This window comes from Arthrobacter sp. AL12 (genome assembly GCF_029960645.1).
Lineage (GTDB): Bacteria > Actinomycetota > Actinomycetes > Actinomycetales > Micrococcaceae > Arthrobacter.
In genome coordinates this window covers 417,474-431,359 of sequence record NZ_JASBQY010000001.1, presented here as the reverse complement: position 1 = coordinate 431,359, position 13,886 = coordinate 417,474, and the positions used below count along the sequence as shown (strand labels likewise).

The following is a 13,886-nucleotide window of genomic DNA, read 5'->3' as shown; positions in this document are numbered from 1 at the left end:
CCTGAAGGATTCAGCCGGGGCGGCTAGGAAATGACCCCGTCAACCAGCGCCTTGGCCTCGGCCTGGACCTGCTTGAGGTGCTCGGCGCCCTTGAAGGACTCGGCGTAAATCTTGTAGACGTCTTCGGTGCCGGAGGGGCGGGCCGCGAACCAGGCGTTCTCGGTGACGACCTTGAGCCCGCCGATCGCTGCCCCGTTGCCCGGCGCCTCGGTCAGTTTGGCGGTGATGGTTTCACCTGCAAGTTCGGTGGCGGTGACGTCCGACGGCGAGAGCTTGCCCAGGGCCGCCTTCTGCTCGCGCGTGGCAGCGGCGTCGATCCGCGCGTAGACGGGATCGCCGAACTGGTCGGTGAGGCCCTTGTACAGCTGCGACGGCGACTTGCCCGTGACGGCCGTGATCTCCGAGGCCAGCAGCGCCAGCAGGATGCCGTCCTTGTCCGTGGTCCAAACACTGCCGTCCATCTTGTTGAACGAAGCGCCGGCGGACTCCTCGCCGCCGAACGCCCCCTCGCCGGACAGCAGCCCGGGGACGAACCACTTGAAACCCACCGGCACCTCAACGAGCTTCCGGCCCAGGCTTTCGGCTACACGGTCGATGATCGAGGACGAGACGAGGGTCTTGCCGATCACGGACTGCGGGTTCCACCCGGTCCGGTGACGGTACAGGTAGTCAATCGCGACGGCGAGGTAGTGGTTCGGGTTCATCAGCCCGCCCCGTCCATCAACAAAAGGCGTGACGATGCCGTGCCGGTCGGCGTCGGCGTCGTTGCCGGTGGCGATGTCGAAGGCTGCGGACCCGTCCGCACCAACAGCCATCCTGTTAATCAGCGAGGCCATCGCCGACGGCGAGGAGCAGTCCATCCGGATCTTTTCGTCCCAGTCGAGCGTCATAAAGGCCCACTGCGGATCGACGGTGGGGTTGACCACCGTGAGGTTCAGGTGGTGGCGTTCGCCGATCTCGCCCCAGTAGTCCACCGACGCTCCGCCCATCGGGTCGGCGCCGATCCGGACGCCGGCCTCGCGGATGGAATTGAGGTCCAGGACGGAGGGGAGGTCGTCCACGTAGCTGCTGAGGAAGTCGAATTTGCCCGTGCTGTCGGCGCTGAGGGCCTCGGCGATGGGAAACCGCTTGACCCCGCGCAGGCCGTTTTCCAGCAGTTCGTTGGCGCGGTTGGCGATCCAGCCGGTGGCGTCCGAGTCGGCGGGTCCGCCGTGCGGGGGGTTGTACTTGAAACCGCCGTCGCCGGGCGGGTTGTGGCTGGGGGTCACCACGATCCCGTCCGCCTGCGGAGCCCCTGCGGGGGAATTGTTGTTGTGCGTCAGGATGGCGTGGCTCAGCGACGGAGTGGGGGTGTAGCCGTGGCGGGCGTCGACCAGCACGTTGACGCCGTTGGCCGCGAGGACTTCCAGGGCGGAATTCTGGGCCGGTTCGCTCAGCGCGTGGGTGTCCTTGGCGAGGTACAGCGGCCCGGTGATGCCCTGGCCCGCCCGGTACTCCACGATTGCCTGGGTGATGGCGAGGATGTGGGGCTCGTTGAAGGACGCTTTCAGGCTCGAACCCCGGTGCCCGGAGGTACCGAAGGCCACCCGTTGGCCGGGGTCGCCAAGATCCGGGGAAACGTCGTAGTACGCATCCAGGAGCGCAGTGAGATCAACAAGGTCTTGGGGTTGGGCAACAGTGCCCGCGCGGCTAGCCATTGCACCAGCATGCCAGACCCGCGTTGCAGGCAACATATTTTCCGCGCATTACGGCCCCTGTGACGCAGGAAAATATCCTGCTCTTCGCAACGGGACGGCGGTAGGCTGAAACCCAAAGACGTTTATAGGGGGAAAAGCATGACTGACCAGCCGAAACCGGAGAAGGACGGGACGCCGGAGGGCTACCAGCCGCCGTCGTACATTCCCGGCCAGGAGTCCGGCGAGCAGTACCGCCGGCCGGCCGCCGACTACAGCCAGCCCACGGAGCCGTTCGGCAAGCCGGAAGGCACGGCCACGCAGCAGCCCTACGGCCAGCAGCCCTACGGCGACCGAGCCCAGCAGCCCTACGGCGACCGAGCCCAGCAGCCCTACGGCGACCAAGCCCAGCAGCCCTACGGGCAGCAGCAGTTTGACGCGCCGGTTCAGTATGGCCAGCCGGGCACCCCGTTCAACGCCTACCGCCAGCCGGCCTATTACGGCTTGCCCCCGGAGCCCAAGGGCCTGAGCATCGCCAGCCTGTGCTGCGGTATCGCCGCCTTCATCGGGCTGGGCTTCTTCCTCTTGCCGCAGCTCGCGGCGGTCATCCTCGGGCACATGGCTCTCAAGCGCGAACCGTCCGGCAAAGGCATGGCCATTGCCGGCCTGGTGCTCGGTTACGTGGGGATCGCGCTGGCCCTCCTGGTGTTCGTGCTCATCGCGGTGGGGCTGGCCATCAGCAGCTCAAGTTACCGGGGCATCGGCGCCTAGGCTCGGCCGCCAGCGGCCTTGCCGGTAAGCGCCGCCAACCGCCAGCCACCAGCAATCAGCCCGTAAGCGCCACCAACAACGGCCCGGCGTTGGCCTCGAGCCAGTAGCCGCGGCGGCGGATCAGGCCGCCGAACCCGTCGTCCGACATCTGCGCCCAGCCGCCGCCCAGGACCCGGGTGCTGTGTTCCATCCGCTGGTGGCTCAGCGCCGTCGCCTCGACCCCGCGAGCCGGCAGGCGCCGCCGCTGGTCCTGGCTCCAGCCATAGGCGCCGGCGAAGATCCGGAGCCGCCGGAACGGGTCGGTCAACTCCCAGCCCGGCCACGCACCGGCCGGATCGCCGAGCGGGACCCAGTGCATCGCGGTGTTGAAGGAGTCCTAGAGGGCCGCGGTGGGGCCGGCAAGGTCGAAGCCCACAAGGCCCGCGGCGCGGCCGTCCCGCACTCATCGGCTCAGCGTACGCCGCCCATGAGCTTCTTGATCGCCGGCGAGGCCGTGGCCAGGCCAACGGCCACCAACATGGCGGTGCCGCCGATGCCGATGAAGTACGGCAGCTCATCCGCCGGGTTGTACAGTCCGGACAGGATGCCGGCCAGCGTGGTGCCCAGCGACACGGAGAGGAAGAACAGCGCCACCATCTGGGTGCGGAAGGCTGCCGGCGCCAGCTTGGTGGTCACGGACAGGCCGATGGGGGACAGGAACAGTTCCGCGAGGGTGAACAGGAACAGGATCCCCACCAGTGCCAGCAGCGGGGTCTTGCCGTCCCCGGCCAACGGGATGAAGGCCAGGAACGCCAGGCCCATGACGAAGAGGCCGATCGAGAACTTCAGCGCCGAGCCGGGCTGCTTGCGGCCCAGACGGGTCCAGAGGGCAGCCATGACTCCGGCGAAGATGATGATGAACACCGGGTTGATGGACTGGACCCAGGCGGCCGGCATTTCCCAGCCGAACAGGTTCCGGTCCAGCTTCTCCTCCGAGTACACGGCGATGAAGGTGAACTGCTGCTGGAACAGGGCCCAGAACGCGGCCGAGGCGATGTACAGCGGAATGAATGCCGCCACCCGGCGGCGTTCGGTCCCGTTGACTTTCTTGCTGCTGAAGATCAGGGCGAAGTAGAGCACGGACGCACCGATGGCCGCGTAGGCCATGGACATGGCCAGGTTCTCGGCATTGACGATGCCGGTGGCCAGCAGCACGGCGATCACGGCGGCGATTGCGGCGAAGCGCAGGCCGTACCGGGTGCGCTCTTCGGCGGGCAGCGGGTTGTGCACCCGGTGCGCCTCCTCCGGCAGGTTCTTGCGGCCCAGCGCGTAGATGACCAGGCCCACGGCCATGCCGACGGCGGCGGCGCCGAAACCCCAGTGGAACCCGTGGCTTTGCTGCAGCCAGCCGGTGACCAGCGGGCCGATCAGTGCGCCCGCGTTGATGCCCATATAGAAGATGGAGAAGCCGGCGTCGCGGCGTTCGTCCTTCTCCCGGTAGAGGCTTCCCACCAGGGCGGTGGCGTTGGCCTTCAGGCCACCGGAACCGACGCCGACCAGCACCAGGCCCGCGATCAGGCCGGGAATGCCCGGTACGAAGGCGAGGGCGATGTGGCCGGCCATGATCAGGACGGCGGAGCCGAACAGCACTTTTTCGGAACCGAGGAGCCGGTCCGCAAGCCAGGCGCCCAGGATGGTGGAGAGGTAGACGCCGCCTCCGTAGGCGCCGACGAGGCCGGCGGCCAGGCCCTGCTCAATGCCCAGGCCGCCCTCGGCGGCCGTGAAGTACATGTAGTAGAGCAGGATGCCCTGCATTCCGTAGAACGAGAAGCGCTCCCACATTTCCACGGAGAAGAGGCTGGCCAGCATCTTTGGGTGGCCGAAAAAGGACGTGTCGCCCGGCGATGTCGCGGTGGGCTGGGATAAATGAGTAGTGCTCATTTACTTAATCCTGACAGTGTGACGCGGGATTGTCACATTCGCGGCGGCCCGCGGCAAGCCGTGCGCCCGGTGTTTTGGGCCCGTTCGCTGCCCGTTGCGCTGTCAGATAACGCGGCCATGGACCCGGAATGGCAGCATTATCTGACAGCGCAACCGGGGGTGCCGGGGCCGGACGGCGGCCGGGGGGCTAGCCGGCGTCGAACATGATGACCTGGCGCACCGCTTTCCCGTCGGCCAGTTGGTCCATGGCCTCGTTGATGTCCGCCAGGGCGATGCGCGCCGAGATCAGCTCCTCGACCGGCAGCTTTCCTTCCCGCCAGAGCTGGGCGTACTTGGGAATGTCCCGGGACGGCACCGCGGAGCCAAGGTAGCTGCCGACGATGGTCCGGGCCTCGGCCGTGACGGTCAGCGGCGAGATCTGCGCGCGGGCGTCCGGGTGCGGCAGGCCGGCGGTGATCGTGGTTCCGCCCGCGGCGGCCGCGGCGAAGGCGGTTTCGAACGCACGCGGGTTCCCCGCGCATTCGATGACGTACCTGGCTTTGATGCCCTGCTCGAGGACCTGCTGCGGGGTGTACGTTTCGTGGGCACCCAAGCGGCGGGCGTGCTCGAGTTTTTCGTCCAGCGTGTCCACGGCAACGATCCGTGACACACCCTGGGAGACCGCCGTGATCAGAGCGGCCATGCCGACGCCGCCGAGCCCGACAATCATGATGCTGTCCTGCGGCCGGGGCCGGGCCGCGTTGAGGACGGCACCGCCACCGGTCAGCACGGCGCAGCCCAGGACGGCGGCGACGTCCGCGGGGACGTCATCGCCGACCGCGACGGCCGAGGCGCGGTCCACCACGGCGTGGGTGGCGAAACCGGAGACGCCCAGGTGGTGGTAGATCTTTTCGCCGTCGCGGTCCAGGCGCATCGATTCGTGCAGGAGGGTCCCGTCGCCGTTGCTCTTCGAACCCGCGGTGCAGGGGAGCCGGCCGTCCTCGGCGCAGTTCGCGCACTGTTCGCAGCGGGGCAGGAAGGACATCACCACGCGCTGGCCCGGCACCAGGTCCGTGACGTCCGAGCCGACCTCGACGACGCGTCCGGCAGCCTCGTGCCCCAGCAGCATCGGCACCGGGCGGACCCGGTTGCCGTCCACCACGCTCAGGTCCGAGTGGCAGATGCCGGCGGCCTCGATCCGCACCAGGATCTCGGTGGGTCCGGGGCCTGCCAGCTCAAGCTCGGAAATGGTGATGGGCCGGGAGTCCGCGAACGGGCGGGGGCGGCCGATTTCCTCAAGTACTGCACCGGTGATCTTCATCGATCCCTCTCGTGTCGTTTCCAGCTCGGCTGGTTTCGGGGCGGTGGCACTGCCCGGCTGGTCATGTCCACCGTACAACTGCCGCGCCTGCTAAAACCCCAGCTGCGCGGATAGCTGCAGCAGCAGCGCCTCGGAACCCATCGGCCCGATCAGCTGGATGCCCATCGGCAGTCCGGCGCCCCTGGCACCGCCGGTCCAGTGCACCGGAATGCTGATCGCGGGCAGCCCGCACACGTTCACCATGGAGGACCAGGGCGCGTACTCGCACTGCTTGCGGTAGTCGCCGTCGGCATCCCCCGTCCAGTTGGCTGCCGGCCAGTACCCGTCGCCGTGGGCCGATCCGGTGAACCAGCCCACCGGACGGGGCGTCTGGGCCAGTGCCGGCATGAGCATCAGGTCCCACGCGGCGTACTGGGCGATGGTGTCCCGCTGGAACTGGCGCAGCAACCCGATGGATTCGGCGAGTTTCGCGGGCCCGCGCTGCTGGGCGCGGCGCCGGAACGTGCGTGTCAGCGGGGTCAGGAGCGCCTCGCGTTGGGGAACGATCCGGGCATCCCCGACGGCGGCGGTCCAGGCCGTGGTGAAGGCGGCGGGGTAGCGGTTGTCGTAGCGGATGGAGGCGTCCGAGGTTTCATGGCCGGCCGCCTCCAGCAGCCGGATGCCTTCGGCGAGGGCATCGAGCGACTCGGGGTCCGGGGTGAAGGGGAATATCGTCTGCCAGGGACTGTCCAGGCTCACTCCGATCCGCAGCCTGGGCGGGTCCTGGGCGGCGAGGTCCAGGTAGCCCGGGCCCGGCTGGGCGGACGGATCCAAGGGCCCGGGCACCATCGCATCAAGCAGCAGGGCCGCGTCCGCGGCGGAGCGGGCCAGCGGACCGGACACCACCAGGCCGGCAGAATCACCGGTGCTTTCACCGGCCGGGACCAGCCCGCGGCCGGGTTTCAGTCCGACGAGCCCGCACGCAGCGGCCGGGATGCGGACCGAACCGCCGCCGTCGGAGCCGGGGGCAAAAGGAATCAGCCCGGCGGCCACCGCCGCGGCGCTGCCGCCGGTGGATCCCCCCGAGCTGCGGCTGAGCGCGTGCGGGTTCCGCGAGGGCGGGCCGATCCGGTTCTCGCTGTACGCGGTCAGTCCGAATTCCGGGACCTGTGTTTTGCCCAGCGAGACCACACCTGCGCTCTTGAGCCTCGCGACGAGGGCGCCGTCGGCCAGTGCCGGCTTGTGGTCCAGGGCAGCGCTGCCGTGCGTCGTGACAACTCCGGCGACGTCCGTCAGGTCCTTGAAGGCCACCGGCATGCCGTGCAGGAGCGCCGGTTCGGTCCCGGACCGGGCGGCCCGGGCGTGGGATTCATCCGCTGCGGCTGCGTCCCGGAGGGCCTGCTCCGCGGTGACGGTGACGAACGCGCCGAGGTGCCGATTTTCCGCGGCGATGCGGTCCAGGAAATGCCCCGTGACCTGCCGCGAGGACAGCTCCCCCGAGCGGAGGGCGCCGCGGAGGTCCACGGCGGAGAGCTCGTGGATTTCAGCCACGGTGGCGCGGCTCCAGGACGCTTCCCGTCCGCCGTCCGGGGGGACATGTCCAGTGCTGGCGCGGGCGGGTGGACATGGTGGCATTGTGCCCAGTCTTCGTGGCGGGGGGAGGGCATGTCCCGCGGGTCGGGCTGTGCTGCTCCGGGGGACATGTCCAGTGCTGGCGCAGGCGGGTGGACATGGTGGCATTGTGCCCACTCTTCGTGGCCAAGGGAGGGCATGTCCCGCAATGCCGGGGGCGGGCAGCCGGAATCGTGCGACGGTGAGCTGCCGGGGATCTCCTGTGCGCCATCCCTGAAGCGTAACCTGCAGCCGGGTAGGGCTGCGGCACTGGCGGCTGGCGATACGCTGGAGGCAGACCATGCATTCCGCGGAAGGACGACCATGAGCGACTTTGACACCGTGACCGTGTCCGGCATCCCCGAAGGGGCCAGGATCCTTGACGTCCGCGAGGACTACGAGTGGGTCGCGGGCCACGCCCCCGGGGCGCTGCACGTCCCCCTGGACCAGCTCCCGGCCCGGCTCGAGGAGCTCGATCCCGACGAGGACCTCTACGTCATCTGCCGCACCGGGGGGCGCTCCTTCCGGGCGGTCCAGTGGCTCTCCGGTCAGGGGTACTCCGCCCTGAACGTCGCCGGCGGCATGGACCAGTGGCTGGAAACCGGAATGCCCCTGGTGTCCGACAGCGGACTCAAGCCCGTCATCCTGTAGTTGAAGAAAGAAGCGCCGATGCCCGCAACACCCTTCACGTACACCTTCCTCGGACCCTCGGGCACCTTCACCGAGGCAGCCCTGATGCAGGTACCCGGTGCGGCGGACGCGATCCGCGTCCCGTCGACGAACGTCAACACGGCCCTGGACAAGGTCCGCGACGGTTCGGCGGACGCGGCCATGGTGCCGATCGAGAACTCCGTGGAGGGCGGCGTCACTGCCACCCTGGACGCGATCGCCACCGGCCAGGAGCTGCGGATCCTGCGCGAGGCCCTCGTGCCGATCAGCTTCGTACTGGTGGCGCGGCCCGGGACCCGGATCGAGGACATTCGCCGGATCTCCACCCACGGCCACGCCTGGGCGCAATGCCGGTTGTGGGCCGAGAAGAATATTCCTAATGCAGAATATATTCCGGGTTCCTCGACGGCCGCGGCGGCCATGGGGCTCCTGGAGGGCGACACGCACTACGAAGCTGCGATCTGTGCCCCGATCGTGGCCACCGAACAGCCCGGACTCGCAGTGCTCGCGGAGAACATCGGGGACAACCCCGGTGCGGTCACCCGGTTTGTGCTGGTGGGCCGGCCCGGCGCACTGCCGGAGCCCACCGGTGCGGACAAGACCACCGTCGTCGTTCCGCTGCCGGAAGACCGCCCCGGTGCCCTGATGGAGATTCTTGACCAGTTCGCGACCCGCGGCGTGAACCTCAGCCGGATCGAGTCGCGGCCCACCGGCCAGTATCTTGGCCATTACTTCTTCAGCATCGACGCCGACGGCCACGTGGCCGATGCGCGTGTCGCGGACGCCCTGGCGGGCCTGCACCGGATCAGCCCGGCCACCCGCTTCCTGGGTTCCTACGGGCGCGCCGACGGGCACCGGACCGTCGTGGAGCCGCACACCTCCGACCAGGCTTTCCGGGCGGCACATGCCTGGGTGAGAGACATACTGTCCGGGGCATCCGTGGTGCCGGAATATATCTCCAGGGCTTCGCCCACAGCGTAGACAAATGCCACATCCGGCACTTCCGCCCCTCGGAGACTGTGCGTATGCTTGCCTGATCCATATTGGGGAAGTCCTCTACAGAGGGAGCAGGTCATGGCGAACACCAGCCTTGAAAATGACGGCCAGGGAATGATCGTCAATCCCAAGCCGACCGCTGACAACCAGGACTGGGACGGCGACGACGCCGACCGTGCGGACCGGCTGCGTTTCGAAGAGGAGCAGGCCTTGATCCGCGAGCAGTCCGAGGCGCGTGCCGCCAAGGCCGCCGCGGAGGCGAAGACGATCGCAGATGCGCACAAGGAAGCCGCCGCTAAGGAAGCCAGCGCCTAATCTCCCTCGGTGCCGTCCTTGACCCGGACGAGCAGCGAGCCGGGGGCAACCTGCACGGTGACCTTCGTGGCCGGACCGGTGGGATCGCCGTCGACCTGCGTCGGCATCGGCTCAGCGCAGCTGATGACGATCTTCCCGGAGCGGTAATACGTCATCACCGGCAGGTTTCTCTTGTGCTTCAGCACGATCTTCCAATACATCGCCAGCCAGCCGATCGCGCTGCGCGGGCTCATCACAACAACGTCCAGCATGCCGTCATCGATCATGGCCTGGGGGATGAAGTCGATCCCGCCGGGAATCAGGCCGCAGTTCGCGAACAGGACGCTGCGGATCTTCCGGCTCTGTTCGGGCTGGTCGTCCAGCGAAATGGACACCCGCTTGCGCCGGCCGGGGAGGTGCCTCACGCCAGCTTCGGTGTAGGCCAGCCAGCCCACAGCCTTCTTCAGCCCGTCGCTGGTGTCGCCCACCACCTCTGCGTCCATGCCAATGCCGGCAATGACCAGAAAGGTGTAATCCGTGGACTCGTTGGTGCGTGAGTTCTCCACCCTCATCCGGGCCGTATCGATAAAGCGCTGATGGCCGAACAAGGCGGTCTGGACGCTGCCGTGCAGGTCGCCCACATCGAGGTGGATATTGCGGGCCAGCAGGTTGCCGGTGCCGAGCGGGATCAGGCCCATGGCGATGTCCGTGCCCGCAAGAATGTCCGCCACGACCCGCACCGTGCCGTCACCGCCGCCCACGAGGACGACGTCGGCGCCGGACTCGACGGCGGCCCGCGCCTGCGAAAATCCGGGGTCCTCGGCGGTGGTGCCAAAAAACCGCGGCGGCACCCAGCCGGCCGCTGAGCACGCACTCTCGATCAGGGTGCGGGCCTCATCCGACCGGGCCTTGATCGGGTTCATCACCACCGCGACCTTCTGCTGGCCCAGCCCAGGGCTGTGCGTTTCCTCCCACACGGCGCTGCGCGTGTGCCGGGCCCTGAGCTTGCGCACTCCCCACCAACTGGAGACGGCAAACGCCAGGACTCCAGCGAGGACGAGGTAGAGCGGCCAGTCGCGCATTGTGCTCCAACACTATCCCGCTGGTGGACGACGCCCGGATTGCCCGGGAACGGCGGCCGGATTGGATAGTCTTGTCAGGTGATCGACGTAAAAGACCTCAGCGAAAATCCGGACAAGTTCCGGGCCAGCCAGCGCGCCCGCGGCGCCGACGAGTCCGTGGTGGACGCGATCATCGCCGCGGACTCGGCCCGCCGTACCGCACTGATCCGCTTCGAAAACCTCAGGGCCGAGCAGAATGCCTTCGGCAAGAAGGTGGCGCAGGCCAAGGGCGAGGAAAAGCAGGCCCTGCTGGCAGAGGTCAAGGTCCTCGCGGGCGAGGTCAAGGCCGCGTCCGCCGAGGCCGACGTCGCCCAGGCCGCCCAGGAGGAACTGCTGCGCGCCATCCCCAACCTCATCGAGGACGGCGTTCCGGCGGGCGGCGAAGACGATTACGTTGTGGTCAAGACCGTCGGCGCCCCCCGCGAATTCACGGACTTCGAGCCCAGGGACCACCTGGAAATCGGAGAGCTGATCGGCGCCATCGACATGGAGCGCGGCGCCAAGGTTTCCGGTTCCCGGTTCTACTTCCTGCGCGGCGCCGGAGCCCGGCTGGAAATGGCGCTGCTGCAGATGGCCATGGAGCAGGCGATCGACGCCGGCTTCGTGCCGATGATCACCCCGACCCTGGTGCGCCCGGAAACCATGCAGGGCACCGGGTTCGACGTCAAGCACGACGCCGAGATCTACCGGCTCGCCGAGGACGACCTTTACCTCGTAGGCACCTCCGAAGTGGCCCTTGCCGGCTACCACGCGGACGAGATCCTGGACCTGTCCGCCGGCCCGGTCCGCTACGCCGGGCAGAGCTCCTGCTACCGCCGCGAGGCCGGTTCGCACGGCAAAGACACCCGCGGCATCATCCGGGTCCACCAGTTCAACAAGGTGGAGATGTTCATCTACACCACGGTCGAGGAGGCCGCGGCCGAGCACGCCCGGCTGCTGGCCTGGGAAGAGCAGATGCTGGCCAAGTGCGAACTGCCCTACCGGGTCATTGACACCGCCGCCGGGGACCTCGGCAACTCCGCCGCCCGCAAATTCGACTGCGAGGCCTGGGTCCCGACGCAGGGCGCCTACCGCGAGCTGACCTCGACCTCCAACTGCACCACCTTCCAGGCGCGCCGGCTCAACATCCGCGAACGGGTGCTGAACGAGGACGGGGCGCCCAAGGGCACCCGGGCCGTCGCCACGCTCAACGGCACCCTGGCCACCACCCGCTGGATCGTCGCCATCCTGGAGCACCACCAGAACCAGGACGGCTCCGTCAACATCCCGCAGGCCCTGCAGAAGTACCTCGGCGGCATGACGGTCTTCCCCGTCATCTGAGCCGCCGTTTCCCGGCCCATGCCCCCGCAACGTGCCGCGGGGCCATGGGCGTCAACAGCTGTTCACCCCGGGTTCACCGGACGCTGTGGCCTGCGTCCTAGCGGCGGCCCGGGGGTGTCTGCTCTACTTGTGAGATGACAACATTGACTGAATCCTCAGTCGCCGGCAACGATGACCGGCGAGACAACACCCGGAACAACGGAACCACCGCAGCCCACAAGCTGATGGTGGCTCTCGACGTCGACGGCACCCTCGTGGACCACGACGGCCACATGTCCGTTCCCGTCCGGGAGGCCGCCCAGGACGTCGTGGCCGCCGGCCACCACGTCACCATCGCGACCGGCCGCTCACTGAACGCGACCCTGCCGATCATCGAGCATATCGGCATCGACAACGGCTATGCCGTGTGCTCCAACGGCGGGGTCACCCTGCGGCTGGATTCCGGCCTGCCGGACGGCTACGAGATCGTGCACAAGGCCACCTTCGACCCGGGCCCCGCACTCCGGGCCCTGCGCAAACGGCTGCCCTCGGCCAAGTACGCGCTGGAGGATGAGGACGGCAACTTCCTCTCCACCGAGCGCTTCCAGGACATGAGCTTCGGCGTGGAGGCAATCGGCGTCGACTTCCAGACCATGCTGGAAGCCACCGCGGTCCGCGTGGTGGTCTTCAGCGCCGAGAACACACCCGAGGAGTTCAACACCGCCATCCGGCACATCGGCCTGGCCGGCGTGACCTACTCGGTGGGGTGGACGGCGTGGCTGGACATCGCCGCCGCCGGCGTGACCAAGGCCAGCGCCCTGGAGCACCTCCGCGGCCGGCTGGAGATCGAGGCGCACCGCACCGTCGCCGTCGGCGACGGCCGCAATGACATCGAGATGCTCACCTGGGCCGCCCGCGGGGTGGCCATGGGCCAGGCACCCGCGGAAGTCATCGCCGCCGCCAACGAGGTCACCCACTCGGTATTCGACGACGGCGCCGCGCATGTGCTGCGCAGCCTGCTGCTCTAGGCCCGGACGGCTGCTCCGGGCCCGGACGGCGCCGGGGCCGGCCTGCAGGGTGCGAGCGGTCAGCGCACCTCGAGAATGAGGCCCAGGAGCCGGGCCGCGGCGGGCCGCGCCGCGTGTTCCTCATTCCACTGCGCCCGAGCCACGGCCTTGCTGACCGCCTGGGTGGTGATCCCGAGCTCCTCGGCCACCGCCTTCTGCTGTCCGCGGACCCCGGGGGTCAGCAGGTCCAGGACCCGCCATTCCGCGGGGCTGCGGTCGTGCACAATGTGCCCCAGCAGCCGCAGCACGGCCTCGGACTCCGCGGCGAGGTCGGGCAGCGGGCCCTCCACGGCCACCGGAGTCCGGTCCTTGCCGTTGCGCAGCCGGTCGACGGCGCGGCGGGCGTAAATCAGCCCGTGGCCGGAGGCGTCCTTGATCTGGTTCGGCAAAGGTTCATTGACGGGCCCGACGCCGATGCCGACGTACCAGCTGCCCGTCCGCAGCGCGATCATCGCCGCTTCGACGGCCTGCTGCGGCAAGTCCACAATGCCCTGGACCTCGTCCTCCACCGAGCGGTCGAAATCCAGGCGCGCCGGGATGTGCCGCAGGTCCTTGAGGAGCTGCGGCACGCAGTCGCCGTCGCGCCGGCTGTCGGTTTGGTTGATCGTCAGCGTGAACATTCTGGACCCACACTACCCGGTGGTAAGGGGCTGGCAAATGTCCTAGTCAAGCCTCGTCCCTTGACTAACGGGGTCCGGTGGCAGGGCCGAATCGGACACCGCAACCTTCGGATCCCTTACGGGGGCGGCGCTTCCTGCCACCCCGGGACGGCGGTCAATGGAGACGAAATTCGCCGAGAAACTGTCCCCGCCCCCGCCGTTGAACGCTGCGGCAATCGCCATGACCAGATAGGGCGGTGCAAAGGACCAACAGGTGGCACGCCAGCCCCCAGCCAGGCGCCCGCCGTCGTGCCGTCACTGATGCGGACGGAGAGCATACCGGCGGCGGCGTCAAACCAGATCGCCCCCAGCGCCGCGGCGAAGAGGCCCTCGCTGTCCAGGAGGGCGAAGGCCAGCGGGCCGAGTGCCAGGTTCTGGACCATCGCGTTCAGCACCACCATCAGGACGCCGGCCGCCACCATGACCACCAGCGCATCGAGGCTGCGGCCCCGGAGGTGGGCCCATCCCGGCTTTGGCAAATAGAAGGCGCCGGACGCCGTGCGGGCTGGTAGCCTCAACCGGTCAGG

The 13,886-nt window shown here is 68.5% G+C and carries 14 protein-coding genes; 6 read left to right on the top strand and 8 right to left on the bottom strand.

Annotated features, from left to right (window positions below; translation table 11 throughout):
• Positions 1 to 23: 23 nt before the first annotated feature.
• Positions 24 to 1,697, bottom strand: a complete 1,674-nt coding sequence (pgm, locus tag QK291_RS02040; RefSeq protein WP_282378620.1) for a phosphoglucomutase (alpha-D-glucose-1,6-bisphosphate-dependent) — start codon at positions 1,695 to 1,697, stop codon at positions 24 to 26.
• A gap of 138 nt (positions 1,698 to 1,835) precedes the next feature.
• Here pgm and QK291_RS02035 point away from each other — a divergent pair, with 138 nt between their 5' ends.
• Complete coding sequence (locus tag QK291_RS02035) at positions 1,836 to 2,444, top strand: DUF4190 domain-containing protein (protein ID WP_282378619.1); 609 nt, start codon at positions 1,836 to 1,838, stop codon at positions 2,442 to 2,444.
• Positions 2,445 to 2,499: 55 nt separating this feature from the next.
• Here QK291_RS02035 and QK291_RS02030 read toward each other — a convergent pair whose 3' ends face one another.
• From QK291_RS02030 to QK291_RS02015, 4 genes are all read right to left on the bottom strand, one after another.
• Positions 2,500 to 2,802 (bottom strand): hypothetical protein, encoded by a 303-nt coding sequence (locus tag QK291_RS02030; RefSeq protein ID WP_282378617.1) that lies wholly within the window; start codon positions 2,800 to 2,802, stop codon positions 2,500 to 2,502.
• A 92-nt stretch (positions 2,803 to 2,894) separates the two neighbouring features.
• Entirely contained in the window at positions 2,895 to 4,364 is a 1,470-nt protein-coding gene (locus tag QK291_RS02025; RefSeq protein ID WP_282378616.1) for a peptide MFS transporter, read from the bottom strand.
• A gap of 187 nt (positions 4,365 to 4,551) precedes the next feature.
• Positions 4,552 to 5,664 (bottom strand): alcohol dehydrogenase catalytic domain-containing protein, encoded by a 1,113-nt coding sequence (locus QK291_RS02020; protein WP_282378615.1) that lies wholly within the window; start codon positions 5,662 to 5,664, stop codon positions 4,552 to 4,554.
• A 90-nt stretch (positions 5,665 to 5,754) separates the two neighbouring features.
• Positions 5,755 to 7,194, bottom strand: a complete 1,440-nt coding sequence (locus QK291_RS02015) for an amidase (protein WP_282378614.1) — start codon at positions 7,192 to 7,194, stop codon at positions 5,755 to 5,757.
• A gap of 384 nt (positions 7,195 to 7,578) precedes the next feature.
• Here QK291_RS02015 and QK291_RS02010 point away from each other — a divergent pair, with 384 nt between their 5' ends.
• The 3 genes from QK291_RS02010 to QK291_RS02000 all read left to right on the top strand — a co-directional run bounded on the left by QK291_RS02010 (position 7,579) and on the right by QK291_RS02000 (position 9,234).
• Positions 7,579 to 7,905 carry a rhodanese-like domain-containing protein gene (locus QK291_RS02010; RefSeq protein WP_282378613.1) on the top strand — a complete coding sequence of 109 codons (327 nt, stop codon included), beginning with the start codon at positions 7,579 to 7,581 and terminating at the stop codon, positions 7,903 to 7,905.
• Between the two features lie 18 nt (positions 7,906 to 7,923).
• Positions 7,924 to 8,904 (top strand): prephenate dehydratase, encoded by a 981-nt coding sequence (pheA, locus tag QK291_RS02005; protein WP_282378612.1) that lies wholly within the window; start codon positions 7,924 to 7,926, stop codon positions 8,902 to 8,904.
• Positions 8,905 to 8,997: 93 nt separating this feature from the next.
• A complete protein-coding gene (locus QK291_RS02000) occupies positions 8,998 to 9,234 on the top strand; it encodes a hypothetical protein (protein ID WP_282378610.1) in 237 nt (78 codons plus the stop codon).
• On the opposite strand, the gene QK291_RS01995 is transcribed toward QK291_RS02000, so the two are convergent.
• Positions 9,231 to 10,295: a diacylglycerol kinase family protein gene (locus QK291_RS01995; RefSeq protein ID WP_282378607.1), complete on the bottom strand. Its 1,065-nt coding sequence runs from the start codon at positions 10,293 to 10,295 to the stop codon at positions 9,231 to 9,233. The two genes, QK291_RS02000 and QK291_RS01995, sit on opposite strands and share 4 nt — an antisense overlap.
• A 78-nt stretch (positions 10,296 to 10,373) precedes the next feature.
• Here QK291_RS01995 and serS point away from each other — a divergent pair, with 78 nt between their 5' ends.
• Positions 10,374 to 11,654 carry a serine--tRNA ligase gene (gene serS, locus QK291_RS01990; protein WP_282378605.1) on the top strand — a complete coding sequence of 427 codons (1,281 nt, stop codon included), beginning with the start codon at positions 10,374 to 10,376 and terminating at the stop codon, positions 11,652 to 11,654.
• 134 nt (positions 11,655 to 11,788) lie between these two features.
• The gene (locus QK291_RS01985) at positions 11,789 to 12,661 is read left to right on the top strand and encodes an HAD family hydrolase (RefSeq protein ID WP_282378603.1); all 873 of its coding nucleotides are present in this window, start codon (positions 11,789 to 11,791) and stop codon (positions 12,659 to 12,661) included.
• Between the two features lie 59 nt (positions 12,662 to 12,720).
• Here the strand turns inward: QK291_RS01985 and QK291_RS01980 are convergent, their stop codons facing one another.
• Both QK291_RS01980 and QK291_RS01975 read right to left on the bottom strand, forming a co-directional pair.
• Positions 12,721 to 13,320, bottom strand: coding sequence for a helix-turn-helix domain-containing protein (locus tag QK291_RS01980; protein WP_282378601.1), 600 nt, complete (start codon positions 13,318 to 13,320; stop codon positions 12,721 to 12,723).
• 116 nt (positions 13,321 to 13,436) lie between these two features.
• A complete protein-coding gene (locus tag QK291_RS01975) occupies positions 13,437 to 13,877 on the bottom strand; it encodes a hypothetical protein (protein WP_282378598.1) in 441 nt (146 codons plus the stop codon).
• Positions 13,878 to 13,886 lie beyond the last annotated feature (9 nt).

What these genes read in the sequence shown, in the direction of transcription:
- pgm (WP_282378620.1), bottom strand. Translation starts at nt 1,697, where the DNA reads ATGGCTAGCCGCGCGGGCACTGTTGCCCAACCCCAAGACCTTGTTGAT.
- QK291_RS02025 (WP_282378616.1), bottom strand. Translation starts at nt 4,364, where the DNA reads ATGAGCACTACTCATTTATCCCAGCCCACCGCGACATCGCCGGGCGAC.
- pheA (WP_282378612.1), top strand. Translation starts at nt 7,924, where the DNA reads ATGCCCGCAACACCCTTCACGTACACCTTCCTCGGACCCTCGGGCACC.
- QK291_RS02010 (WP_282378613.1), top strand. Translation starts at nt 7,579, where the DNA reads ATGAGCGACTTTGACACCGTGACCGTGTCCGGCATCCCCGAAGGGGCC.
- QK291_RS02030 (WP_282378617.1), bottom strand. Translation starts at nt 2,802, where the DNA reads ATGCACTGGGTCCCGCTCGGCGATCCGGCCGGTGCGTGGCCGGGCTGG.
- QK291_RS01995 (WP_282378607.1), bottom strand. Translation starts at nt 10,295, where the DNA reads ATGCGCGACTGGCCGCTCTACCTCGTCCTCGCTGGAGTCCTGGCGTTT.
- QK291_RS02035 (WP_282378619.1), top strand. Translation starts at nt 1,836, where the DNA reads ATGACTGACCAGCCGAAACCGGAGAAGGACGGGACGCCGGAGGGCTAC.
- QK291_RS02020 (WP_282378615.1), bottom strand. Translation starts at nt 5,664, where the DNA reads ATGAAGATCACCGGTGCAGTACTTGAGGAAATCGGCCGCCCCCGCCCG.
- QK291_RS01985 (WP_282378603.1), top strand. Translation starts at nt 11,789, where the DNA reads ATGACAACATTGACTGAATCCTCAGTCGCCGGCAACGATGACCGGCGA.
- QK291_RS01980 (WP_282378601.1), bottom strand. Translation starts at nt 13,320, where the DNA reads ATGTTCACGCTGACGATCAACCAAACCGACAGCCGGCGCGACGGCGAC.
- QK291_RS02000 (WP_282378610.1), top strand. Translation starts at nt 8,998, where the DNA reads ATGGCGAACACCAGCCTTGAAAATGACGGCCAGGGAATGATCGTCAAT.